This window comes from Paenibacillus sp. FSL H3-0329 (assembly GCF_037963285.1).
Taxonomy (GTDB): Bacteria; Bacillota; Bacilli; order Paenibacillales; family Paenibacillaceae; genus Paenibacillus_AQ; species Paenibacillus_AQ odorifer.
In genome coordinates this window covers 4990760-5015824 of sequence record NZ_CP150150.1, presented here as the reverse complement: position 1 = coordinate 5015824, position 25065 = coordinate 4990760, and the positions used below count along the sequence as shown (strand labels likewise).

General features: G+C 43.9%; 15 protein-coding genes. 10 read left to right on the top strand and 5 right to left on the bottom strand.

Features of this window, described 5'->3' with window-relative positions; genetic code table 11:
* Positions 1–1307 precede the first annotated feature (1307 nt).
* Complete coding sequence (locus tag NSQ66_RS22230) at positions 1308–3017, bottom strand: sensor histidine kinase (protein WP_339279405.1); 1710 nt, start codon at positions 3015–3017, stop codon at positions 1308–1310.
* 273 nt (positions 3018–3290) lie between these two features.
* On the opposite strand from NSQ66_RS22230, the gene NSQ66_RS22225 reads away from it, so the two are divergent.
* From NSQ66_RS22225 to NSQ66_RS22215, 3 genes are all read left to right on the top strand, one after another.
* On the top strand, positions 3291–4247 hold the full coding sequence (locus tag NSQ66_RS22225; protein WP_051491272.1) for an ABC transporter permease subunit: 957 nt from the start codon (positions 3291–3293) through the stop codon (positions 4245–4247).
* 26 nt (positions 4248–4273) lie between these two features.
* Positions 4274–5164 (top strand): carbohydrate ABC transporter permease, encoded by an 891-nt coding sequence (locus NSQ66_RS22220; RefSeq protein ID WP_076216104.1) that lies wholly within the window; start codon positions 4274–4276, stop codon positions 5162–5164.
* A 107-nt stretch (positions 5165–5271) separates the two neighbouring features.
* The gene (locus tag NSQ66_RS22215) at positions 5272–6885 is read left to right on the top strand and encodes an extracellular solute-binding protein (protein WP_038574721.1); all 1614 of its coding nucleotides are present in this window, start codon (positions 5272–5274) and stop codon (positions 6883–6885) included.
* 69 nt (positions 6886–6954) lie between these two features.
* On the opposite strand, the gene NSQ66_RS22210 is transcribed toward NSQ66_RS22215, so the two are convergent.
* Positions 6955–7806 carry a helix-turn-helix domain-containing protein gene (locus tag NSQ66_RS22210; protein WP_076142568.1) on the bottom strand — a complete coding sequence of 284 codons (852 nt, stop codon included), beginning with the start codon at positions 7804–7806 and terminating at the stop codon, positions 6955–6957.
* 134 nt (positions 7807–7940) lie between these two features.
* Between NSQ66_RS22210 and NSQ66_RS22205 the strand changes: the two genes are divergently transcribed.
* From NSQ66_RS22205 to NSQ66_RS22195, 3 genes are all read left to right on the top strand, one after another.
* On the top strand, positions 7941–10406 hold the full coding sequence (locus NSQ66_RS22205) for a glycoside hydrolase family 2 protein (RefSeq protein ID WP_076142569.1): 2466 nt from the start codon (positions 7941–7943) through the stop codon (positions 10404–10406).
* Between the two features lie 235 nt (positions 10407–10641).
* Entirely contained in the window at positions 10642–12831 is a 2190-nt protein-coding gene (locus NSQ66_RS22200; protein ID WP_076142571.1) for an alpha-galactosidase, read from the top strand.
* Between the two features lie 91 nt (positions 12832–12922).
* Positions 12923–14481, top strand: a protein-coding gene (locus NSQ66_RS22195; protein ID WP_094903917.1) for an IS3 family transposase whose coding sequence is annotated in 2 segments (ribosomal slippage) — positions 12923–13556 and positions 13556–14481 — 1560 coding nt in all. Because the reading frame shifts where the segments join, the coding sequence is not laid out codon by codon here.
* A gap of 1235 nt (positions 14482–15716) precedes the next feature.
* Here the strand turns inward: NSQ66_RS22195 and NSQ66_RS22190 are convergent.
* From NSQ66_RS22190 to NSQ66_RS22180, 3 genes are all read right to left on the bottom strand, one after another.
* A complete protein-coding gene (locus NSQ66_RS22190) occupies positions 15717–16595 on the bottom strand; it encodes an AraC family transcriptional regulator (protein WP_036683178.1) in 879 nt (292 codons plus the stop codon).
* A gap of 75 nt (positions 16596–16670) precedes the next feature.
* Entirely contained in the window at positions 16671–18026 is a 1356-nt protein-coding gene (locus NSQ66_RS22185) for a response regulator (RefSeq protein WP_076142255.1), read from the bottom strand.
* A complete protein-coding gene (locus NSQ66_RS22180) occupies positions 18007–19737 on the bottom strand; it encodes a histidine kinase (protein ID WP_339279404.1) in 1731 nt (576 codons plus the stop codon). Before NSQ66_RS22180 ends, NSQ66_RS22185 begins: the two co-directional genes overlap by 20 nt.
* 300 nt (positions 19738–20037) lie before the next feature.
* Here NSQ66_RS22180 and NSQ66_RS22175 point away from each other — a divergent pair, with 300 nt between their 5' ends.
* From NSQ66_RS22175 to NSQ66_RS22160, 4 genes are all read left to right on the top strand, one after another.
* A complete protein-coding gene (locus NSQ66_RS22175; RefSeq protein ID WP_036683235.1) occupies positions 20038–20922 on the top strand; it encodes an ABC transporter permease subunit in 885 nt (294 codons plus the stop codon).
* Between the two features lie 36 nt (positions 20923–20958).
* A complete protein-coding gene (locus NSQ66_RS22170; RefSeq protein ID WP_038572682.1) occupies positions 20959–21834 on the top strand; it encodes a carbohydrate ABC transporter permease in 876 nt (291 codons plus the stop codon).
* A 41-nt stretch (positions 21835–21875) separates the two neighbouring features.
* Complete coding sequence (locus NSQ66_RS22165) at positions 21876–23549, top strand: hypothetical protein (protein WP_036683168.1); 1674 nt, start codon at positions 21876–21878, stop codon at positions 23547–23549.
* Positions 23550–23635: 86 nt separating this feature from the next.
* Positions 23636–25060 carry a family 43 glycosylhydrolase gene (locus NSQ66_RS22160; protein ID WP_339279403.1) on the top strand — a complete coding sequence of 475 codons (1425 nt, stop codon included), beginning with the start codon at positions 23636–23638 and terminating at the stop codon, positions 25058–25060.
* Positions 25061–25065 lie beyond the last annotated feature (5 nt).

Below are 25065 nucleotides of genomic sequence, written 5' to 3'. Positions count from 1 at the left end.
AGTAGAACCCCGCGCAAAAGTCGAACACACCCCAGCAATGTAGAATCCCGCGCAAAAGTAGAACACATCGGACCGTATCGCAGCTATTTCGGAAATTTGAGTCATTTTACAAAGATTTCGGACTGTATAGCTCTTATTGTTATTAAATTGTCCAGAATTACTACGTAAATGAGTCAATAGCTGCATCTGAGTCCGATAGTCGAGCAAAATGCCCTGAATCATCGAAATAAGGTCTCCTCGGTCCGATGCGTATGAGGAAGGAATATAAGTTGGAACACACTAAGACACTCTGGCAAAGTAGAATCCCGCACAAAAGTCTAGCACACCCCAGCAAAGTAGAATCCCGCGCGAAGTAAAACACATCGGACTGTATTGCAGCTATTTTGGATATTTGAGTCTTTTTACAAAGATTTCGGACTGTATAGCTCTTATTGCTATAAAAATGTCCAGAATTACTGTGCAAATGAGTCAATAGCTGCATCTGAGTCCGATAGCCGAGCAAAATGCCCCGACTCATCGAAATAAGGTCTCCTCGGTCCGATGCGTAAGAGGAAGGAGTATAAGTAGAACACACCCCAGCAAAGTAGAATTCCGCGCAAAAGTCGAACACACCCCAGCAATGTAGAATCCCGCGCAAAAGTAGAACACATCGGACCGTATCGCAGCTATTTCGGAAATTTGAGTCATTTTACAAAGATTTCGGACTGTATAGCTCTTATTGCTATAAAATTGTCCGGAATTACTGTGTAAATGAGTCAATAGCTGCATCTGAGACCGATAGCTGAGCAAAATGCCCCGACTCATCGAAATAAGGTCTCCTCGGTCCGATGCGTAAGAGGAAGGAGTATAAGTAGAACAAACCCCAGCAAAGTAGAATTCCGCGCAAAAGTCGAACATTCCCCAGCAAAGTAGAATCCCGTGCAAAAGTCGAACACACCTCAGCAAATTAGAATCCCGCGCAAAAGTCGAACACATCGGACCGTATTGCAGCTATTTCGGGTATTTGAGGCATTTTACAAAGATTTCGGACTGTATAGCTCTTATTGCTATAAAATTGTCCAGAATTAGTGTACAAACGGTCAATTGCTGCATCTGAGTCCGATAGTCGAGCAAAATGCCCCGAATCATCGAAATAAGGTCTCCTCGGTCCGATACGAATGAGGAGGGAGCAAATAGTGCCGAACGATCCAAACGATCCCTTCGATCCAAACGATCCCTTCGATCTAAACGATCCCATCGATCCCATCAAATCCAAGGAGAAGCAAGCCAAAGGATTCTCGCAATGGAGAATCCCCTCGTCACCGCTCCTACACCTCTTTTTGCGGTAAACGAATCTGCACGGTGGTGCCTATTCCTAGTCTGCTAAACACTTTAACGCCGTAGTGCTCACCATATTTTAGTTTGATGCGGCGATCAACGTTAGTGATTCCGTACCCTCGTCCAGGCTTATCCTCAAGCAAAGAGCTGAGGGTCTCGCGGCTCATCCCCATGCCATCATCGATTACCGACAAGATAATATCGTTTGCTTCCATGACACCTTTGATATGAATGTTCAGCGGACTTTCTTGGCTCCACACGGCATGCAGCACTGCATTCTCCACAAAAGGCTGTAAGGCAAGCTTGACAGTAGAGTAGGGCAGGATCGCTTCATCTACTGTGTAGGTAATGTTCAGTTGGCCTTTAAAGCGGATTAGCTGAATGGCGTTGTAGCTCTGGGTCAGCTTTAATTCCTCGTGGATGGTCAATATACTTTTCCCTTTATTCAAGGAGATTCGATAAAACTTGGCTAGATGAAGCACCAAATCTTGTATACGCGTATCTTGATGTTTTAGGGCAAGCGACGAGATGGAGCCCAGTGTGTTGTACAGAAAATGAGGGTTGATTTGCGCTTGCAGCAGGTCAAGCTCGGCCTCCTTACTCTGCAGCTCCTTCTGATACACCTCGGTAATGAGACTTTTGAGCCGGGTGGTCATTTGCTTGAAGGCAAAATGCAGCTGGCCAATCTCATCATTTCCCAAGTGTTCTTCTGTACTATGATTGAAATCGCCCCGTTCCAGGCGGCGGATCATCCGGATTAAAGTACGGATACGCTTGCTGAACAGCGACGCCGTAATGTAAATCAGCAGGAGGGCCACGCCAATAAAGCCCAGTGAGATTTTGATAATCAGATCTGAGAGTGATTTAGCATCCTGAATAATGCTGTCATAAGGGAAGATAGATACGGTTTTCCATCCATTTTTGAGCGTGTTATAGACGGCGAAAGCCTTTACCCCTTTGTAAGTTGTGTCAAATCTGCCCGAAGGCGATTCATCGAATTTCTGATCAAGCAATTCCGGCAGGCTCGTATTTAATAAGTGCTTGTCTGCTGCTGAGAGAATAAGCCCTTTATCATTAATAATAAAAATATCTTTCCCGCCCGCTTCTTCCTCCATTAAAGAATAGATTACCGATTCGGAGATTCTGAAGACCAGAATACCGTAGGGATATTGATTGCGGTTATTGTTTAAAAATCTTGCTAAGGTAAACATGGCCGGACTATCTTCGGTCTGCGGTGAGGACAGATGAATGATATTCCCGTGTGACTGCTGAAGCTGCTTGAACAGTTCGGTCTCTTTAACCTCAGCTGTCACCGGCTTGATATAGTAATCATCTTTGGGAAGTGATTCATTGTCCGAATAAATGAAAACGCTATCAAAATCGGGATAGGCAGTCATTATCGTGTCCATGCGGTTGCCTATATATTGATAGACATCCAGATAAGAAGGATCATCCTGGTATTCACTCGTGAGGTAGCTGGCAAGTCTGTTATCCAGGTAGATGGAAGCTGAAATATGTTCATAGCTGTCCAGCTTGTTTTCCAAATTTTTATTAATCTGAGCTGTTGAATTCATCATATTGCTGTAAATCTGATCCGTTAATTTTGATTTTGTTAATTCGTAGGAAAGGTAGGCGAAAAGCATCATCGGAACAATGGTCACTAGCACAAATACGCTGAATAGCTTGGAACGAAAGCTCAAATCAATAAAAGGCCTATAAATATATTTCCTATATATATGGCGCATAGAAGAAGTCCCTTCTTTACTGTGAATTCGCTGTTTGCCATGTTCATCATAGCAGACTGAATATCGAAATCCAATGCTCGAATCTGCCGAAACTCCTTTAAAAAGCGCTATCATTCGGAGGATTGAAGTATAGAAAGCCACCTGTTGCGGACTTAAGATGAATAGGAGAGAAGTTTGAATCGAGATGTGGCTCGACATGCTGCACTAAATAAAAAGGGAGGGTATTTGATGCATAAAGCAAGCGCTATCAAAACAGTCAGAGGCAATAATCTGTGGTACAGATTAAAAGAGCAGAAATGGTTATTTTTGCTGATGCTGCCTGCCTTAATTGCGACATTGCTATTTTCTTATGGTCCTATGTTTGGGATGTATATGGCGTTTACGAATTATCAGCCGGGCGGAGGAACATTTTTTCAACAATTTTTCCATGCAGAGTTTGTAGGATTCAAGTGGTTTGAGTATTTCTTTACTACCGGAGACTTCTACCGTGTAATGCGTAATACGCTCGCTACAAGCTTGCTGACCTTGTTATTCGGATTTCCAGCACCGATCATCCTCGCACTTGTACTGAATGAAGCTAGACAGGGATTTTTCAAAAGATTTGTACAGACGGTTTCTTATCTGCCGCATTTTATCTCATGGGTTATCGCTGCAAACATCGTGATTACACTGCTGGCTTCCGATGGGATGTTTAACAATTTACTGGTGACGTTGGGCATTGTTCAGGAACCGGTTGCTTTTCTACAAAATGGACCGCTATTCTGGTGGATCATCGCTTTGTCCAACATGTGGAAGGAAATGGGCTTCAGCGCCATTATGTATCTTGCTGCAATTTCCGCTATTAATCCAGAGCTCTACGAAGCAGCTAGAGTGGATGGAGCCAGTCGCTTCCGGCAAATGTGGCATATTACGTTGCCAGCCTTGCGTCCAACCATTGTTATTTTAGGGATTCTTGCCGTCGGAGGCATTTTGAATGCGGGCTTTGAACAACAATACCTGCTGCAAAATAATACCGTGCTTGAGTATTCAGAGGTTATCGATATTTATGCATATAAATACGGGCTACAAAACAGCATGTTCTCCTACGGGGCGGCCGTTGGGGTATTTAAATCCGTGATTGCCTTCATACTTGTTGTAATTGTGAATCGAATTTCTAGAAAAGTGAACGACCAAGCGTTGTTCTAAACCCGAAAAAGAGAGGAGCGCTTGTGATGATTTCGAATAGATACGGGGATCATATTTTTAAATTTGTAGTTTATTTCATTCTTATACTTGTGTTGCTAGTTACCTTTCTCCCTTTTTGGAATATTCTCGTTCTTTCATTAAATGCTGCTGAGGATACCGTACGTGGTGGCGTCTATTTATGGCCCAGAGTCCTCACCTTTGATAGCTACAGTCAAATCTTAAAAGATAGCGAGATTTTGAATGGCTTATGGGTTACTGTCAAACGTACCGTAATTGGCGCGCCGCTATCTGTCCTTGTCATTACGATGCTTGCTTATCCGCTAAGCCGCCGGAATTTGATGGGACGTAAAGGATGGAATCTATATTTTGTCTTCACAATGTATTTTGGAGGCGGACTGATTCCTTATTACATGGTGCTTAAAGCGCTGAATATGATTGACACGTTTTCCGTATTTATTTTGCCAGGGCTGATGAATGTCTTCTATATGATTATTGTCCGTACCTTTATGGAGGGGCTGCCTGGTGAGATCGAGGAGTCGGCGAAGGTAGACGGGGCGAATGACCTGATGATTTTCTTCCGGATTGTTCTACCGTTGACCACACCCGTGCTTGCGACTGTAGGACTTTTTCAGGCAATCTCACATTGGAATTCGTGGTTTGACTCCTATGCGTTTACCTATAGTTCTGACTTAAAGACCTTGCAAGCCGTACTCGTGAAAATATTAAGCCAATTCCAGACCGGAGGCATGGTATCGCAATCGCAAATGCTAGCTAACTCGGCTAAGCGGAATGCGGTTTCAAGTGATACTATCCGGATGGCAGCGACGATGGTGGCAACATTGCCTATCGTACTGGTATACCCATTCCTGCAAAAGTACTTTGTTAAGGGTATGACTTTGGGAGCGGTTAAGAGTTAATATGATTAAATAAATAGCGGCCCTGAAGGGGGGTGAACGGGCAGACTTGCTTGGTTGCTTGATAGACTTATGAAGTAACTTACTTAATGGGAGGAATTAGGGTGTCTATGATAAAGAAAAACAAATGGTTGAACGTGAGTATTACTGCCGCATTAGCCGTTGGTGTATTAGCGGGTTGTGCTTCAAATGATGGAAAAAACAATACAAACCAAACGGCCGGAGACGATAAAAAACAAGAGCCGATTACATTGACCTGGTTTGATTCAAATACCAAGGGAGAACCTTTCACTGATGCTATTGCGCAGGAAATCACCAAAAAAACAGGCATTTCGATCTCAATCCAGCAGCCAACGGGTAATCCTACGGAAAAGCTGAGCTTGATGCTTGCCAGTGGTGACTATCCAGATGTGGTTGTAATGAGCCGGGGCGATGCTTCCCTCGATAAATACATTACAAGTGGTGCATTTATAGCGCTCGATGAGTTAATTGAGAAAAGTGGACCAGACATTAAAGAAATGTACGGCGACACATTGATCAAAACACGTTATAAAGATGGAAAAAACTATTACCTAGCTAACTGGTATGGCTTGGATAGTGATCCTGTTTTCGGTATGTTGATGAGAAAAAATCTGGTTGCGGACCTAGCTCCAGATAAGGCAGATGGCTCCACCCCACTCACAACGGATGAGTTTGAAGCACTTTTAAAGAATTTTAAAGAGAAAAACAAGACAATTGATGGAAAAGAAACTGTTCCAATGACGATGAACGGTGAGAATATGGGCGCCAACCTCGGTACATTTAAAGGGATGTGGGGTCTGAGAACCTACTATGATAATAATGGAACATTACAATATGATGTTAAGGATCCAAAGTATCGCGAGATGCTGCTTTATGTGAACAGTCTGTATAGAGAAGGTCTAATCGAAAAAGAGTTTGCCATCAGCAAAACACAAACCTGGATTCAAAAGCTGGCTACCGGCGCAGTGTTCTCCACACCAGGCGCATACTGGGACCCAGGTAATGCAAATGGTACTCTGAAGAAGGATGGCGGAGATGATAATCAGTTCTTCCCCTACAAGGTTGTAGCTCCAGGCACTGAGACCTCCCAAACAACATTCGGACCAAGAAGCTCACTTGGATGGGATGCTATTGCCATTACGAAAAATAACAAACACCCTGAAGAAACTATCAAGCTGTTCAACTACCTAGCGAGTGACGAAGGACAACATTTGCTGCTATGGGGTAAGGAAGGCGAGCAGTACACCATGGTGGATGGAAAGAGACAACCAGACCCTGCATTCCTGCAAAGCTTCAAGGATAACTGGGACGATGCTGTGAAGAAGAGCGGTGTTCGTAAATGGTTGTGGTTTGTTAAAAATGGTCTGGATGCCAATGAACAGCCATACGATATGGCCGTTAAATACCAACGTAGTGAAATTGACGAAATGGCCATTAAGAGCCTTGGAGATTCCGTATGGGATACAGCAGAATTTGATAACTTAGGCCCTGACGGCGGAACGCCTGAAGCGCTGACAGCGCAAAAAGTAAAAGATATTATGGACCAAAGCATTACGAGAGTAATCATCGCTCCTTCTGAAGCCGAAGCCAATTCTACATTCGACAAGATGCTTGCGGATATGAAAAAAGCTGGGGATGAAAAAGTAGAAGAAATCTTCAATCAGAAGTATAGCGAACGTATGGAATTGTGGAACTCAAAATAATATATTTATCTATGTAAAAGCTTCCTCTCTGCATTTCAGCAGAGGGAAGCTTTTTGTTGTATAAAAAAGCTAAACCAGCCGATTAACATGTGCATTCCTGCGGAAATCAAGCGGGGCTTGATGATAGAATTTTTTGAATTGATGATAGAAATGACTGACATTCTCGAAGCCGGATTCCAAAGCGATATCGACCACACGCAGCTCGGTAGTGAGCAGTAGGTTGCGGGCTACATTGAGCTTTAGCTGGTTGATATATTCCGTAGGCGTCTGGTTCAAGTATTGCCGGAAGGCGCGGTTCACATGGCCGGCGCTTCTCCCTGACAGCTCGTACAAGGCATGAAGTCCACGGTGCAAATTATCCTTTAAATGCATTTTGGTTATGGCATGCTCTAGCCAGAGCGGGAATTCTGGTTGAGCGACTGTCTCTGCGGAGAAAAAATGCTGGGTGAGTGTATCGACGAGCAGGCCTTTTAGAAAAATCCGGGACTTAACCTTGTCTAGGGTTGATAGGATGCGAATGCGTTCCATAGAACGGACGAAACTAGCCATTTCCAGCTGAGATAACATGGCGATTCGGGGGAGAGGCGTGTTCAGCAATCCGTGCAAAAACTCCTCTTCATTCAGATAAGTTAAAGCAGCTTCAATGAGGCTTTTGCGGCAGGGAATGTTCAGGAAACGGCAATCGCTATCACCATCTGCTTCATATCTGTGGGTATCACTGGGCCGAATAAAGACAAGGCAGCCAGTCTGAAGCAGCTGCGCTGTCCCGTTAACAATATGCTGACATCTGCCTTCTGTGAGAATGAAAAATTCATAGAAATCATGCGTATGTTCTGGAGATACCTGACTTAAGGACTCCACCCAGAAAGGGTCTGCTAGTAGTTCAGGATTCATATGGCTTGCCTCGGTGTATTTGAACATGTTCGTCCTCCAGTGTATTAATGATGTTAAAATAGCACATGATTCTCGAGAACACAACACAAGAAATATAAAGATATTATTGATAGACTTGATCTATAAGAAGGCAAAATAGCACATTTTGGAGGCGGGAGAAAATGCATCTTGTAGATCTAAATGGCAAATGGAGAATGAGACGTCTGCATGAGCCGAACTGGCTGGAGGCTAGTGTGCCAGGTTCTGTCTATCACGATTTATTGAATGCCGGAGAAATGCCGGATCCGTTCTATCGTGAGCAGGAATATGAGGTTCTGGAATTATCCAATTACGATTACGAATATCAGCGTTGCTTTCAAGTGGAAGCTGAAGTGTTACAGCATGACCGCGTATTTCTGCTGTGTGAGGGGCTGGATACGTTATGCGAGCTTTTTGTGAATGGAACTAACATTCTGAACAGTGATAATATGCACCGGACGTATGAAGTGGACATTAAGTCAGTGTTGAAGCAAGGCGATAACACCATTCACGCGATTTTTCGTTCCCCAGTGGAATTTGCTCTGCGGAAGCAAGCGGAGCTGCCGCTTAGCAGTTGTGCTGATGCAGTGGAGGGAATATCCCATCTGCGCAAAGCACATTCCATGTTCGGCTGGGACTGGGGTCCGAAGCTGCCCGATCTTGGAATCTGGAGAAGTCTCTCCATTCAGGGGTATGACAGTGCCCGTGTTGACGATGTTTATATTACACAATTTCACGAGCCGGATAAGGTTACTCTGGATGTTCGGGTAAGAACAGAGAGTTGGCAGGAGGTTGAACGGGAAATCGTAGTCAGCGTTCACACTCCAGCAGGTGTGGCCGTTGAACGTCGTGTGTCCGAAACTGCGGGAGAAGATCATCATATTACACTGGAAATTATGGAGCCAGAGCTGTGGTGGCCGAATAATCTGGGTGCACAACCCCTGTATAACGTCGAGGTTGTACTGTTGCAGAAGGGACAGGAGCTGGATCGTCGAGAACTGCGGATTGGATTAAGAACGATTTCTGTGAAGCAGGAAGAAGACCAGTGGGGACAATCATTCGCTTTTGAAATCAACGGTGTACTTATCTTTTCTACAGGTGCCGATTATATTCTGGAAGATAATCTTCTGCCTCGCGTGACTAAGGAGCGCACGGATCGCCTGCTCCAAAGCTGCGTGGCTGCTAACTTTAATACCATTCGTGTATGGGGTGGCGGTTATTATCCTGACGATTATTTTTATGATCTATGCGATGAATATGGGCTTATCGTCTGGCAGGATCATCTGTATGCCTGCGGGATCTATGCACTGACAGAATCTTTTGAGGACAATATCACACATGAGACGATGGACAACATGAAGCGCTTACGCCATCACGCATCGTTAGGCTTGTGGTGCGGTAACAACGAACAGGAGATGGCTTGGGTCGATTGGGATTGGGAGAATCATTATTCGCTCCAGCTAAAGGCCGACTATATCAAGCAATATGAAGTGCTTCTGCCGGCTATCGCTAAGGAAGTTGATCCCAATACCTTCTACTGGCGTGCCTCTCCTTCCTCTAAAGGAAGCTTTGATAAACCGAATGACGAGAACTATGGAGACATGCATTACTGGGGCGTTTGGCATGGCAAGGAGCCTTTTACCGATTACCGGAAGCTCTATCCGCGTTATATGTCTGAGTTTGGCCTGCAATCCTTCCCAAGCTTGAAGACGATTGAATCCTTTACGTTGCCGGAGGATCGCAATATTTTCTCCTATGTCATGGAGTCCCACCAGAAGAACAATACCGGAAATGAGAAAATTCTCTATTATATCGGCGAGACCTACAAATATCCGAAGGATTTTGAATCTATTCTCTATGCGTCCCAGCTTATCCAAGCCGAAGGCATGCGCTGTGGCGTAGAGCATTGGCGTAGACATAGAGGGCGCTGCATGGGCGCATTGTATTGGCAGTTGAACGATTGTTGGCCGGTTGCTTCCTGGTCTAGCATCGATTATTATGGCCGGTGGAAAGCAATGCATTATACAGCTAGACGTTTTTTTGCTCCAGTTCTTGCTTCTGCACATGACGAAGGAACCGTAGTTTCCCTGCATGTCTCTAATGAGAGCAGAGAGAAGGTGAGTGGTGAATTAAGATGGAGACTGCTTACTCCGACATCAGAGGTTCTAATGGAAGGTGCGAAGTCGGTGAAGATTGAGGCTTTAAGCAGTGCCGAGTTCGATCGGCTTGATTTTGGTCATGTCTTGGATACAAAAGAGAAGAAACGTAAAGCTTATCTGGAATATGTATTTGAGGTAGAGGGGGAGACGATAAGCGGGGGAACCGTCTTGTTCGTTAAGCCGAAACATTTCAGCTTTGTTGATCCTGAGCTTGAAGCCGTACTCACTGAGGAAGCAGAACAATTCGTTATTACTGTGAAGTCAAAAGCATATGCCCGTTTCGTCGGGCTTGATTTCAAGGAAAGAGATGCGATCTTCAGTGATAACTATTTCGACCTATCAGCTGGCGTTTCAAGAACCGTTACGATTGCCAAAAAAGATCTCGACAAACCAGCTACGGTTGAGGAATTGCGTTCCCAGCTTACTGTGCGCTCCGTCTTTGATATTTGAGCAAAAGGTTATTTTCCTACTATATCCTAGGCTGTCAATCTCCAAATGACAGTTTGATGATATATATTCTAGTGGTTTAGATCCTGCGTATAGCTAGATCAATATTTTACTATAATAGGTATAGATATTAAGATTGTATACCCTTCCATTTCACTCTAAAATAGACTTCGAAGAAGCATTAATTACAAACTATAAACGTTCTATTGAGCTACCTTAAGGAGAGTGCAAACATATTATGGGTATTTATTATGATGACAACCGCAAGGTGTTTCATTTACAGTCTGAGAAATCCAGCTATATTATTGAATTGATCAAAGGTGTTATTCCAGCGCATGTCTACTGGGGCCCAAAATTGGCAGGGAGAAAATTTCAACACACGTTGAATTTGGTGGAACGTTGCTCTTTTAGTCCAACTTATTTGCAGGAGGATAAAAATATCTCCCTCGACACCTTGCCAAGCGAATTCCCTTCTTATGGAAACGGTGATTTCCGCGAGCCGGCACTTGAGGTTCACCTAGTAGATGGCACGACCGTAACGGATTTCCGTTATAAGAGCCACACCATTAATAAAGGAAAACCTGCACTCAAGGGTCTGCCTGCTACTTATGTTGAAAGTGAAGAAGAAGCAGAGACCCTGAAAATTATACTGCAAGATGATAAAACAGGATTGATCGCTGCCTTGAGCTATACCGTATTTAACGACCAGGATGTTATAACACGTTCCGTGCGGATTGAGAATCTGGGTAAGGACAATCTAGTTTTGAAAAGAGTATTAAGCGCGAATGTTGACTTTCATGATTCTGACTATGACATGCTGCAATTATCCGGTACTTGGACTAGAGAACGCCATATTCACAAAAGACCACTCGTTCCTGGCATCCAGCGGATTGACAGCAAACGCGGCTCCAGCAGCCATCAGCAGAATCCTTTTATGGCCTTGCTTGCAAAAGATGCGACAGAGGACCATGGCGAAGTTTATGGATTCAGCCTTGTGTATAGCGGGAGTTTCCTCGCCCAAGCAGAAGTGGATCAATACGGAATATCCAGAGTTGGGATCGGTATTCAACCTTTCAACTTTCAGTGGCTGCTTGAACCGGGCGAATCCTTTCAGGCTCCAGAAGCCGTATTGGTAAGATCCAGTGAAGGGCTTGGTGGATTATCGAGAACCTATCACCGTCTTTATCGGACCCGGTTATGCAGAGGTGAATTCCGCGATAGCAAGCGTCCTATTCTGATCAACAACTGGGAAGCGACTTATTTTAATTTTAACGCGGATAAAATCAAAGAGATTGCTAAAGCAGGTAAAGAGCTAGGTCTGGAGCTGTTCGTGCTGGATGACGGCTGGTTCGGCAAACGTGATAACGACGACAGCTCCCTGGGAGATTGGGTAGAGGATCGTCGCAAGCTGCCTGAAGGTCTTGGAAAGCTAGGCGAAGATATCACGGCAATGGGCATGGAATTCGGATTATGGTTCGAGCCAGAAATGGTATCGCCTGAAAGTGATCTTTACCGTGAACATCCAGACTGGTGTCTCCATGTACCTGGGCATAAAAGTTCATTAGCCCGCCAGCAGTTAGTACTGGATTTATCCCGCAAGGATGTATGTGATTATATCGTCGAGTCAGTTAGCTCGGTATTATCATCCGCTCCGATTACTTATGTGAAATGGGATATGAACCGGAATATGACGGAGATTGGATCAGCGCTTCTTCCAGCCGAACGTCAACGCGAAACGGCACACCGTTATATCCTTGGACTTTATGATGTGCTGGAACGTATCGTTTCCCGTTTCCCTCATATTTTGTTCGAAAGCTGCTCCGGTGGTGGAGGACGATTTGACCCGGGAATGCTGTATTATATGCCACAGACCTGGACTAGCGATGATACGGATGCCGTGGAAAGATTGAAGATCCAATACGGAACAAGTATGGTGTATCCTGCGAGTTCAATGGGTGCCCATGTGTCGGCTGTTCCTAACCATCAGGTACATCGTATTACACCTTTGGAGACACGTGGTCATGTCGCGATGTCGGGTAATTTCGGCTACGAGCTGGATTTGACCAAGCTTACTGAAGCTGAACGCGAGGATATCCGCAAGCAGGTTTCGGAGTACAAGGAACTGAGAATGCTGATTCAGTACGGTGATTTCTATCGACTGCTTAGTCCTTTTGAAGGAAACGAGACGGCATGGATGTTTGTTTCCGCTGATAAAAAAGAAGCCTTCGCCACCTACTTCCAAGTTCTGGCCGGGCCTAATCCACCGTTGCGCAGATTGCGTCTGAAAGGACTCGACCCTGCGAAATCGTATAAGCTTGAGCTTAACGGTGGAGTATACAGAGGGGATGAGCTGATGCACTTCGGACTCACGCTTCCACAGCTCGAGGGCGATTTCAGAAGCCTACTTTTCGTGCTTAGAGAAGTTTAATCAAAAAAGGAGGGTGCCCCAAAATGATATGCTCCCCATATAGTAGACAGGTGAAATAATAAAAACCTGTCGCTGTATGGGGAGCATTTTTATGGAACAAAAGAAGTATACAGCACTGGAAAAGTTAACGATTCTCCAAGAAATTGAACGGGGCGACATTGGTTTGAAAGCTGCGGCCCGGAAGTATGGAATATCCAAAAACTCTATAGTGAAGTGGCGGCAACGTTATCAATTGTATGGATACGAAGGGCTGGAAGTCCGGAGCTACAATCGTACGTATTCTGCAGAACTTAAACTCTATGCCGTTAAGGATTATCTCGAGGGAGGATTGTCGCAAAACCAAATCATCTGCAAGTATAAGATTGCAAGTGCAACCCAACTCGCCAACTGGATTAGGAAGTATAATGGTCATAGCAACAGCTTAACAGCTCATTCAGGAGGAACTAAAGCTATGACCAAAGGACGCGTAACCACTTGGCAGGAACGGATAAATATCGTGCTGTACTGCCTTTCGAACGGAGAAGACTATGCGAAGGCGGCAAGCCATTTTCACGTGTCTTACCAACAAGTATATAGCTGGGTAAAGAAGTACGAAGCAGGTGGTGAAGAGGCATTACGAGACGGTAGAGGACGCACCAAAGCGCCTGAAGAACTTACGGAAGCAGATCGCCACAAACTCGCGATGCAAAAGCTGGAATACGAGAATGCACGCCTGCGTGCGGAGAATGCTTTTCTAAAAAAGTTAGAGGAACTCGAAAAGAGGAGGCGTTAAGAACCATTCGCCAGGTGAATATCTACCTGGCCATTCAGGCTGTTCAGCAGGAACAGTCTTGCTCCATTCGGCTTTTGTGTGACATCGCAGGGATTTCACGGTCAAGTTATTACAAATGGTTGAATCGCAAACCCAGTTTTCGAGAGGCTGACAACGAGAAACTGACAGAGGCCATGCTCCTCTTGTATGAGAAGGTGGAACGAACCTTTGGGTATCGCCAATTGACCCTGCATTTGCGCAGACAAATGGATAAATCTATTAACGCAAAGCGAGTGTACCGGCTGATGAGATGCCAAGGTATCCAGTCAGTCATCCGCAGAAAGAGAAAGAAGTATGTAGGCTCCACGCCTCAGCAGGTTGCAGAGAATGTGCTGAACCGTAATTTTGAGGCTGAAGCTCCAAACCAAAAATGGGTAACGGATGTAACGGAATTCAAATACGGCAACGGCAAGAAGGCGTATTTAAGTGCAATAAAAGATCTGTATGACAAGTCCATTGTTGCTTACGTTCTGGGTCATTCCAATAATAATTCGCTAGTTTTTAACACACTGGAATTAGCTTTGCAGGCAGCACCGGAGAGCCGAACCTTACTCCATAGCGACCGTGGTTTCCAGTATACCTCTCTGCATTTTAAGAAGATGCTGGACGATGCAGAACTGAAGCAAAGCATGTCCCGAGTAGGCTGCTGCATTGACAATTCGCCGATGGAATCCTTCTGGGGAACATTGAAATGTGAGAAGTACTACTTACATACCTACCAGACCTTTGAAGAACTCCAAACAGATATTGATACCTACATTCACTTTTATAATAACGAACGGTTACAGGCAAAACTAAACGGCCTCAGTCCCATTGAATTTAGGACTAAGGCCGCTTAAACTACTTTTATTTTTTGTGCTGTCTACTTGACGGGGTGCAGTTCAAAAGCCATTGGATGCTGGGCACCTTCCTTTTTTTTCTCCTTTTTTGAGTTCTTTTGTGACTAGCTGCGCGCCCGAAGCTGTTATTGGATGGGGCGCTTTGCGAGATATGCTTACTTGGCCGGGGACTACCAGACGTGAATTAGTGCTACTTGCAAGTAGCTTGGCGCCACTGGAGCTGATTGTTTATACTGAAGCCGGCGGGCTCAAATTGGTGGACCATGTAAGTTGCTTACCCAGCCAACACAGTGCTATCGGACTCAAATGCCGCTAACCGCTCTCTTTCCACACATTTGGAGTTTTATCGGACCGCATAGTCGCTATTGGCTCGAAAAGTACCTAACATGCACAACTTTCGAAGGAATAGCTGCACTGGAGTCCGAAACTATGCTCAAAAGGCGGGAAATTGGCAAATAGCGTCATTGGGGTCCGAAAGTGGCGGTGGAGGGGGGACTCGGTGCTTTCGGACGCGAATTAGGGTGTTTAACAAGATGCTTACCTAGCCGGGGACTGCTGCACGCGAACTAGTACGACATGCAAGTTGCTTACCCGTCCAACACAGTGCTATCGGACTCATATGCCGCTAACCGCAGCCTTTTCACACATTTGGTGTTTTATCGGACCGCATAGTCGCTATTGGCCCGAAAAGTACCTAATATGCACCTCTTTCGAAGGAATAGCTGCACTGGAGTCCGAAACTGTGCTCAAAAGACGAAAAATTGGCAAATAGCGTCATTGAGGTCCGAAAGCGTCGGGGGATGGTTGTGACTCGGTGCTGCCGTACGCGAATTAGGGTGTTTAACAAGATGCTTCCCTAGCCGTGGGCTAGCGTACGCGAATTGGTGCAACATGCAAGTTGCTTACCCAACCAACACAGTGCTATAGGACTCAAATGCCGCTAACCGCAGCCTTTTCACACATTTGGAGTTTAATCGGACCGCATAGTCGCTATTGACTCGAAAAGTACCTAATATGTACCTCTTTCGAAGGAATAGCTGCACTGGAGTCCGAAACTGTGCTTAAAAGGCGAAAAATTGGCAAATAGCGTCATCTGGGTCCGAAAGCGGCGGGGGATGGTTTTGAGTTGGCGCCACCAAATCTGAATGGTTACTACTTGCATCCACCGGCCCCGAATTAGCACGCCACGCATGCCACTCAGCTCTATCAAAGCCGAATGGTTATGCCGAGCAACATCAATTTTCAAAAAACACATGTTTGGACAGGAACTCCAGATCCTGCTCGCGGTAAGTGGAGGGGCTGACTCCAAAATAGGAACGAAAGACTTTGCCGAAATAGCTGGCATTGTCAAACCCGGTGTCCACAGCGATCTGGTAGATCGTCTGATCTGTTGTTTTCAGCATAGATGCTGCCAGCTCGATCCGTCTCCTTCTTAAATACTCAAAAGGCGAGAGATTGATGTTTTTTTGAAATAGCCTGCAAAGATGATGTTTGGAAATTCCAACATGTGCGGCGACATCGTCTAAGCTAAGGTTATTATTGTGCAGATCATTTTTCATAAATTGTATAGCAGCATGAAGTTTGTCATTTTTTATATAGGTGGTTAACAAATTCGGTTTCTTGAGGTATTTCTCCATGGACAATATCCACTGAAAGGTTTTCCCCGTTAGAAAATGCAAATCTCTTTCCTCATCAACCTGTATGTCCTTGAACATACTCCACAATAAATCCATCGGAACCGATTCCTGAGGGAGTTCTATAATGGGACCGCCATGTGCGATCAGCTGGTTCCAGAGTGAAATAGCTAGAGGTCCTCGTACATTCAGCCAAATGAATTCCCAGGGCTCTGTACCTTCCTCCGGATAATAATATCTGTGTATACTGGGGACAGTCACTAGGAAAGCTTTGCCCTTTGTTAATGGGTGAACAACCCCGTCTATTTCAATTCTACCCTCTCCAGATAAGGTGTACTGAAAAATAACACAACTTCTCTCCGTCCGGTTCTGGCCGTTGAATGAATATGCCGGAGTCTCTGCTTGTTCCCAGCCAATGGAATCAAACAGAAGCATAGAAGCTTGTTCTTCCGAGCGAATGGTGTAGGAGGAGCGCAACATTAGCAGGTTTCCTTTCCATGGTTCGTTACTTCATTCAAAGTGTAAACTTTTTTGTGGATCTGTTCAATTTTTGTTTCATTTAATCTGCTGTCTTCGATATTGATAAGGCGTAATGCCATACTGATCTTTGAACAGCTTAATGAAATATTGTGGCTTTTTGTAGCCGACTAGATGTGAAATATCGAGCACATGTAAGTTGGAATCGATCAATAACTTGGAGGCCTTTTCCAAGCGTTTAGAAGAAATGTAGCTCGATAAATTTTCGCCCGTCTCCTGCTTATAAAATTTGGACAGGTAAACAGGATGGAGGTGAACAATTTTCCCTAAGTCCTCCAGGCTCAAGCATTCACTAATATGATTGGCGATATAGGCTTGAATGGTATGAACAATATTTTGATTGGAAAATTTAGCGCTTCTATCTAATTGGGTGAGGCTCTGCAAGATGGATTGAAGAGCCGTATTTGGCTCTGATAATTGATTGAAAATCCAGTCTGCGGCCTCAGCTGATTGGATTTTATCGGTTGTGGAATACAGCAAATTAATGAATTCGAGCAGGTAGAGACGCTTTTGTTTTTTGACAGTGAGCTTGGCAAAGTTTTTTAAAATATCTTTTCTGGTTTGTTCCCATTCTCCGAGCTCTAATTTAGGGAGAGCACTAGAGGCACTCAGCATAGTAAAGTCATTGGTCCCAATATTTTCATTAAAAAAGAAATGATAAAAAATATGCCGAACAGCATGCTTTTGAGAAAATTCAAACGGCTCGGAAAAAGAAATGGAATCGACGCTGTTTGCCACAGTTTCGGTATTGGGTTCTGGAATAATTCCAGTAATGGCTGATGGAGTGATCCAAATAAAGTCTCGTCCACCAGTATGATCTTTTAACAACATTTCATCTTTCCCACTAGCCCCTGAGACGTGAAAAAAGCAAAAGTGCTCATTCCGTAAAGCAGTATCGAGTGTGCTGTGATCATAACGTAGTGGGGAAGGTTCGCTAATAACAGAAAGCAAGTAACCTAGCCCATCTATCTTTTTCTCTGCCACTGGTTTTTTTGGGGGGGTCTCAGCGATACTCTTAATAACTTGACTCATGGCTTTTTCCATATCCTCTTTATCTACCGGCTTGAGTAAATAATCGAGTGCACCCAGACGAATGGCTTGTTGTGCATAATCAAATTGAGAATAACCGGAGAGGAAAATTACCTTGGTATTGAGCTTTTTCTCATGAACATGATGCAGTAAATCAATGCCGGATACCTCGGGCATACGAATATCTGTAATAAGAATATCTATATGATTCTGATTCAATAGCTCCTTGGCTTCAATCGAATTTGTTGTCGTCTCAATATGCTCAATTCCAAATTTGTTCCAATCCAGCAGGTGTTTTAAATATTCAACGATGTAATGCCCGTCATCAACTATCAGTAATCGCATATTGTCCTCCTTCATCCAGCGAGAAATCTATGAATGCCAGCACGGATAAACCGCCCCATTCATTAATGAAGAACCGCAGTCCGCTTAATTCACCATACGCATTTTTGAGGCGATGATGAATGTTCCAAAGACCAATTCCTCTTGATCCTTCAGGGGGGGATTCATTCTCAAGTCTGGCCATTAGCTGGTGTATTTCCTCAGCAGTAAGCCCCTTACCGTCATCGGCTACAATAATTATCGCTCCAGTATCAAGTTCTTTTACATCTATAGTAACGCGGTAAGCCCCTTGCTGTTCTTCAATCCCATGCTGAATTGCGTTCTCGACCATAGGCTGGATAATGAGTGGCATAATCAGATGCTCTCCCAGTTCAGGAGGCAGGTTGATTTCATAATTTATTTTTTTAGAAAGTGACATGATGGATAAAAAATGATCGGCAAGCTGCAATTCAGAAGCCAACGTAACATTATCTGAATTCATTTTTGTTAAATAACGATAGTACTCTGCTAAATGTTTGCTCATCTGCATTACGGCTTCCGGTGAAGTTTTTGCCACTGCCATAATAAAAAACAGATTATTGTAAAGAAAATGTGGATTGATCTGAGCCTGTAGCTGTTTCACTTCGGCGTTTCTGCGCAGCTCAGTTTCTATTTTTAATGAAGCGAATAAAGCCTGTATTTTGGCGACCATGTGGTTAAAGCTTTTAAATAGACTATAAAATTGATTGTCCGGGTTCTCACTAATTCTGGTGCTGTAATTCCCTTGTTCCACTTGGTAGAATTTCTTGTCGAGCAGATATACATTGCGATAATAGTTTCGATAGAACATAAAAATCACGATAAGGCCAATGATCAAGATTATTAAGATGCTGACAAAAAACACCTGTTTATTCCGGTTAAGCGGATTCAAAAAATCACTCATTCGCGTATAGGTAACAAGATACGTATCAATCGGCTCAATATACTTCGATAAAACATAATAATCGTCATCGTTGATATGATAGTCAAACTTTAGAATTTCATGTGCATTGGGTGTTATCGTCTCCTTGGCTTTTTCCTCGATTCGAATATCCACCGCTTTATTGCTAATCATCAAACTCTTGTTCACAAGCAAAAAGGCATTGGAGCTCTCACCGCCACTCACTGCTTTTTCTAAAAGACTTGTTAAATACTCCTTTTTCAGCTTAACGCCCACAATGTATTGAATATTGGCAGGATTCTTAGGCTCATGAATATAAGGGTAGATTGAAAAATAATACAAATTATTATTAACAATCTGCCAGCCTCGCTGCGTGACCTTCTGAAAGGGCTGTTTGGCAAGCGAATCATGACCCGTGAAAATAAAAGTGCCGTCCGTTTTCCAGTAGATACCGATAGATTCAATGGCCTGACTGGAGAGGAGTGGTGCTGATATGCGGTCATAGATATCGTTTTTTTTCATCTGGGCATCGTAATTGTTCATCTCTTGTATTTTGCTTTGATAGAAACGTACGGAGGTGTCGGCTGTATATTGGATGCCATACAAACTTGCCTCAGAGATGATGCCATCCAGTATGCTTTCCGTATAAGCTAGCTGATTTTTGGAGGAGTTAACCAAGCTCTCTTGAATGGTTTTGGAACCTAGGGAGTTCATTATGAAAAACAAACTTAAGGTAAGTAAAAGGAAAAAAACGAAAAAATATATGAATCGTTTCATATTTACTTTTTTAATCATAAGCATTACTCCTGTCGCTAGGACTCGTGTGAATTCATCATAAGCCATATATTCCAAAAGAAAAAGGGAAGAGCTCTCGCAAAATGAAAGCGTTTATAAAGATGTTTAGCGAGTGGTTATGATATTTAATTTGAGACATTTTCGAATGAAAGCGCTTTTGTTAACATTAAATCAGAAAGAAATTAGCAGCCAAGAATGTAAAAGGGGGTAAGCACAATAGCACAGATAATGAATACCCAGCTCAAATGGAGTGAGAAAGCCAACGTTAAAAAAAACAGGAAAAATCCTTGGAAAAAGGAAATTAAAAAAAATTGGCCATTGTATGTTTTATGTATCCCAGCTTTGGTATTCGTTCTAATTTTTGCCTACGGTCCTATGGTCGGATTAGTGATGGCCTTTCAGGATTACAAGCCCTGGCTTGGAATTACAGGTTCAACTTGGATTGGTTGGGATAACTTCGCAAGAATCTTTCAATATAAAGAGGCGACACAATCTATTATCAACACCCTCATTATTGCTGTAATCAAAATTATAGTCGGAATTATCGTTCCTATCTTTATGGCGATTCTGCTAAGCGAGATTAGAAACATGGGGATTAAAAAGAGTATTCAAACCTTGGTCTATTTACCGCATTTCCTCTCTTGGGTAACCGTTGCCGGAATCATGATTGATATCCTGGGTCTTGACGGGGGCATAAATCATTTTCTTACGAATTTCCTCGGACTAAAACCAATTTTCTTTTTGGGTGATCCTACGCTGTTCAGACCGACGATCATCATCAGTGATTTATGGAAAAACTTCGGATTTGGCATGATTGTTTACTTAGCGGTGATCACAGGGATCGACCCTTCTTATTATGAGGCCGCCGAGATCGACGGCGCGTCACGCCGCCAACAAATACGCCATGTTACCTTACCGAGTATGATGCCGATGATCATCGTAATTGCGACGTTAAGCCTTGGAAATATTTTGGATGCAGGATTTGACCAAATCTTTAACTTATACAATCCACTCGTATATAGTACGGGAGATATCATCGATACTTATGTTTACCGGTCATCCTTATTGAATGGCCAATACGGTTTTGGTACCGCTGTTGGGTTGTTTAAATCTGGCATCAGCTTCATTTTAATCGTAATTTCCTATCGAATTGCTTACAAGGTAGCTAACTACAAAATATTTTAAGTCGAAGTTGTTAAGCTTTCAAAACAGTTAGGAGGAATGGGAGTGTATTATAAATCCAAGGGATATAGGATATTTTCGATTTTCAATCATATCCTCCTGATTCTAGTAGCCTTATCGTGTTTATTGCCTATGCTTCATTTGCTAGCACAATCATTTAGCAGTAAGACAGCGGTAAATGGGAATTTGGTATCCTTTTGGCCGGTGGACTTTAATATCGAAGCCTATGTGAAAACTTTTAAAAACACGAATTTTACAGGCTCCATGAGAATCTCAGTGGTCCGGACGGTGCTGGGGACGTTAATCAGTATGTTTATTATTACAACGTCAGGGTATGCCTTGTCCAAAGATTTCCGGGGGCGTAATGCTTTAATGTGGATTTTTATTTTCACGATGTTGTTTTCCGGTGGATTGATTCCTTCTTATATATTGGTTACGAAACTTGGGCTCAAGGATACAATCTGGTCGCTCGTGCTTCCCGGTGCCTTCGGAGCTTACAATTTGATTCTGATTATGAATTTCTTTAAAACAATCCCTAAGGCGCTTGAAGAGGCGGCATTTATCGATGGGGCTTCGTTCTTCGTCATTTTCCGGAAAATCTATCTTCCGCTTTCCCTTCCCGGTCTGGCAACCGTCGGATTGTTTATCATGGTGGGGAGCTGGAACGCATGGTTTGATGGGATTTTGTATATGTCGAATACAACGGACTATCCGTTAGCTTCATTCTTACAGACTGTAGTTGTACAAGGTTCAGCGCAGAGTATGGCACTTAGTCAATCAGAAGCAGCCGCGTTGTCAGAACAGAGTATCAAAGCTGCGCAAATTTTTATTAGCACACTGCCCATTATCCTTGTGTACCCATTTCTACAGAAGTACTTTGTCAAAGGCATCGTTCTGGGTGCTGTAAAAGAATAACGTGACCAACATATAAAACTTAAATTCAAAGGAGCTTATTGATGAAAAAAACAGGGGCCTTAATAACGACTACTGTATTGATGGCAGGATTGCTAGCGGGCTGCGGCTCAAACGGTAAAGAATCTAATGCGGCAGAAGCGGTTCTCAAAGACGGCAAATACGATCCTCCTATTACTATCAACATCGCCAAGCAACAAGATGAGAATGCCGGTAAATATATCAACGGGGAGAGCTTAAATGATAATGTGTTGACCCGCTGGGGTGTCGAGAATCTAGGGATTAACATCCAAACTACTCTTTTGGGCGGTGATGCCTCCCAATATAATACGAAACTTCGTTTAGCGCTCACTGGTTCCGAGAAGCTTCCGGATGTTTTGCCAGTGTATGACACCTCCTTAGAAAATGATCTGATTCAATCTGGACTTGTAAAAGATATTGCGGAAGACATTAACAAATATATGCCTGAGCGTCTGAAAGAAATATATAAACAATATCCAACAACGTTCAACCCGGTTATCCAGGACGGCAAGGTTTATGGGATGGCGATCTCGCCCAATCTCACTGAAGGTGAAGTCATGCTTATCCGTCAAGATTGGTTAGATAAATTAAATTTAAAAGCGCCAACAAATATAGATGAATTTGAACAGGTTATCGCTGCCTTTACGAATGATGATCCGGACGGTAACGGAAAAAATGATACTTATGGATTTGATTTCTCGGGAAAAGATTCTTACAACACGGGCTGGGTGAGTGACTCTGTAATGATTTTTAGTGCTTATACAGGCAAGAGTCTCCCCGGCCAATGGTATAACGACAATGGTAAACTCACTTACGGTTCTGTCGCTGATGGGACAAAAGATGCGTTAGCTAAACTTCGCGATTGGTACTCCAAAGGGTATTTAAATAAGGAATTGGCTACACAGGGTGCATGGGATGCACTTGCGGATTTCACTGAAGGTAAAGCAGGGATTATTATTGGCCGTCCTTGGCTGTACGGCAGTGTTAAAGATGTGGAAACTAACGTAAAAGGGGCTAAAATCAAAGCTTACCCAACAATCAACGGTGTAAGTGGGGATCGAACCTACCAATCCGGTCAACAGAACGATGGTGTCTTTATGTTTAATAAAGACTTCAACAATATGGAAGCTTTCTTCTTGTATTATGACAAGCTTTACGATGCAGCATTTGGTACCGGAGATTTCAAATATGGTTATGCTCAGGGATATGATTATGACATTGTTGGCGATGAAGTGGTATTCGATTCCAAAAAATTCAATACTCCTTTGGATGCCGCTCAAGGTGTAGGCAAAATGGCTTTTACCAAAAATACACCAAGTGTTGATGGCCCAGGTAAATCTTTTTATGATCTTTCCAAAGGTGCAAAAGCAGAGAATGGGGTCTTGATCAGATCGGCATCAAATGATGAAACAGCCAAAGAGGGATATGTGATTTCCTATGAGAATAGAGAGTCGCTGCTTCCAAATGCATTTAACGGTCCTCCTACCAAGACTATGCAGACAACCTGGGAACAACTGAATACGATGGAAAAGGAAACCTTCACCAAAATTATTTACAGTAAAGAGCCGCTAACTGCGTACGATGACTTCGTGAAGCAATGGCATGACAAAGGCGGTACGAAAATTTCCGAAGAAATCAACGAATGGTATAACAATGCTAGCAAGGTGGATGTGATGTCTCAGATGGGATTGAAATAAGTTCGCAAGAACAGCAGGTTCAGTTAAGGTCATCCTTGGCCGGACCTGCTTTTTTGTATAAAAATCTGATCCTCTGGAGGATAATCATGGACGAAAACGCGAATACAGTCACCCTACTAAATAGCGCTCCACTTCTGGATATGAGCGGAAATCCTGTACATGCACATGGTGGACATATGCTCTATACGGATGGATATTATTACTGGTTTGGTGAGAAGCGGATGGATCGGCGGAGAGTGAGCTGCTACCGATCCGTGGATCTAGTGAGTTCGGAATGGCGCAATGATGTGCTCACACTCGATTCACCGGTACAGCCGATTTATCACCGCACCACATTAGAGCTTGAACCCTTGGACAGGGAGGGGCGCCCAACGGGTGCGGTAATTGAGCGCCCAAAAGTACTCTACAACGAACCTACAGGGAGATTTGTTATGTGGATGCATTGGGAAAATGGACGCGACTACTCTGATGCGCGCTGCGCGATCGCTGATTGCGGGACGGTAGATGGGGATTATGTTTACCGGGGCAGCTTTAATCCGATAGGTAACATGTCTCGTGACTGCACCTTGTTCCAGGATGACGATGGGACGGCTTATTTTATCTCCGCGGCAAGGGAAAATGCTGATCTTATTATGTATCGTCTGTCACCTGATTACCTCAGCATAGAAGAACAGGTCAAGACCTTGTGGCCCGGACAAGCGCGTGAAGCACCTGCATTAATGAAACGTCAGGGTGTATACTTCCTCATCTCGTCCGCCTGTACGGGCTGGTTGCCTAACCAAGGAACCTATGCCTGGTCCGAGGAATTATTTGGTCGTTGGTCACCCTTGCTGCCTTTGGGCGACATCACTACATACGACAGCCAGCCTGCTTTTATAGTTCCTATTGTAGGAACAGACAATGACCAGTGCTCTTACCTGTATGTTGGGGATCGCTGGGACCCTGCGGATTATTATGCCTCTTCCTATGTATTTCTGCCGCTCAGCTTTCCTTCTGACCGGGAAATGAAGCTTGACTGGGCAGAGCGAACCGTGATTGACCTTAGGAAGGGAATCGTAGCTGTGGAATGCGGCTCTGGTAGTGGTCTGTTCAGATTGAAAAGCTTAGGAATGGGGCTTTATCTGGCGGCGGGAAATCAATCTATTGAACATGAGGAGACCCTGAACGTCGAAGTCCGTACGCTTTCGTATGAAGATCAGCAGCAGAGATGGACGGTTGAATACGGAGAGAAGGGTAGGGCGAGAATTCGAAACAGTGAAAAGGCCTTATCTATTGGCCCGTTGAATTCCTTGCTGCTGGAGCCTATTCGTGACAACGAAGATCAGTTTATATGGTTGCTTACAGAGACAGAAGCAGGTTCACTGACTATTGGGAGCAATGACGGAAGAGTTCTTACCGTAGCAGGAGAACAGCGTGGGGGCTGGGGTTGTGTGTTTCTTGAATCCAAACGCTGCCATGATCCCCGTCTAGGTGCAGACCCGCAGCTTTTTCAACTGATTTCAGTAAGGTAAACAGT

Excerpts from the sequence above, each read along its gene's own strand:
- NSQ66_RS22165 (WP_036683168.1), top strand. The coding sequence starts at position 21,876 with ATGAAAAAAACAGGGGCCTTAATAACGACTACTGTATTGATGGCAGGA.
- NSQ66_RS22180 (WP_339279404.1), bottom strand. The coding sequence starts at position 19,737 with ATGATTAAAAAAGTAAATATGAAACGATTCATATATTTTTTCGTTTTT.
- NSQ66_RS22170 (WP_038572682.1), top strand. The coding sequence starts at position 20,959 with ATGGGAGTGTATTATAAATCCAAGGGATATAGGATATTTTCGATTTTC.
- NSQ66_RS22220 (WP_076216104.1), top strand. The coding sequence starts at position 4,274 with ATGATTTCGAATAGATACGGGGATCATATTTTTAAATTTGTAGTTTAT.
- NSQ66_RS22160 (WP_339279403.1), top strand. The coding sequence starts at position 23,636 with ATGGACGAAAACGCGAATACAGTCACCCTACTAAATAGCGCTCCACTT.
- NSQ66_RS22215 (WP_038574721.1), top strand. The coding sequence starts at position 5,272 with ATGATAAAGAAAAACAAATGGTTGAACGTGAGTATTACTGCCGCATTA.
- NSQ66_RS22225 (WP_051491272.1), top strand. The coding sequence starts at position 3,291 with ATGCATAAAGCAAGCGCTATCAAAACAGTCAGAGGCAATAATCTGTGG.
- NSQ66_RS22185 (WP_076142255.1), bottom strand. The coding sequence starts at position 18,026 with ATGCGATTACTGATAGTTGATGACGGGCATTACATCGTTGAATATTTA.
- NSQ66_RS22210 (WP_076142568.1), bottom strand. The coding sequence starts at position 7,806 with ATGTTCAAATACACCGAGGCAAGCCATATGAATCCTGAACTACTAGCA.
- NSQ66_RS22190 (WP_036683178.1), bottom strand. The coding sequence starts at position 16,595 with ATGTTGCGCTCCTCCTACACCATTCGCTCGGAAGAACAAGCTTCTATG.
- NSQ66_RS22205 (WP_076142569.1), top strand. The coding sequence starts at position 7,941 with ATGCATCTTGTAGATCTAAATGGCAAATGGAGAATGAGACGTCTGCAT.
- NSQ66_RS22200 (WP_076142571.1), top strand. The coding sequence starts at position 10,642 with ATGGGTATTTATTATGATGACAACCGCAAGGTGTTTCATTTACAGTCT.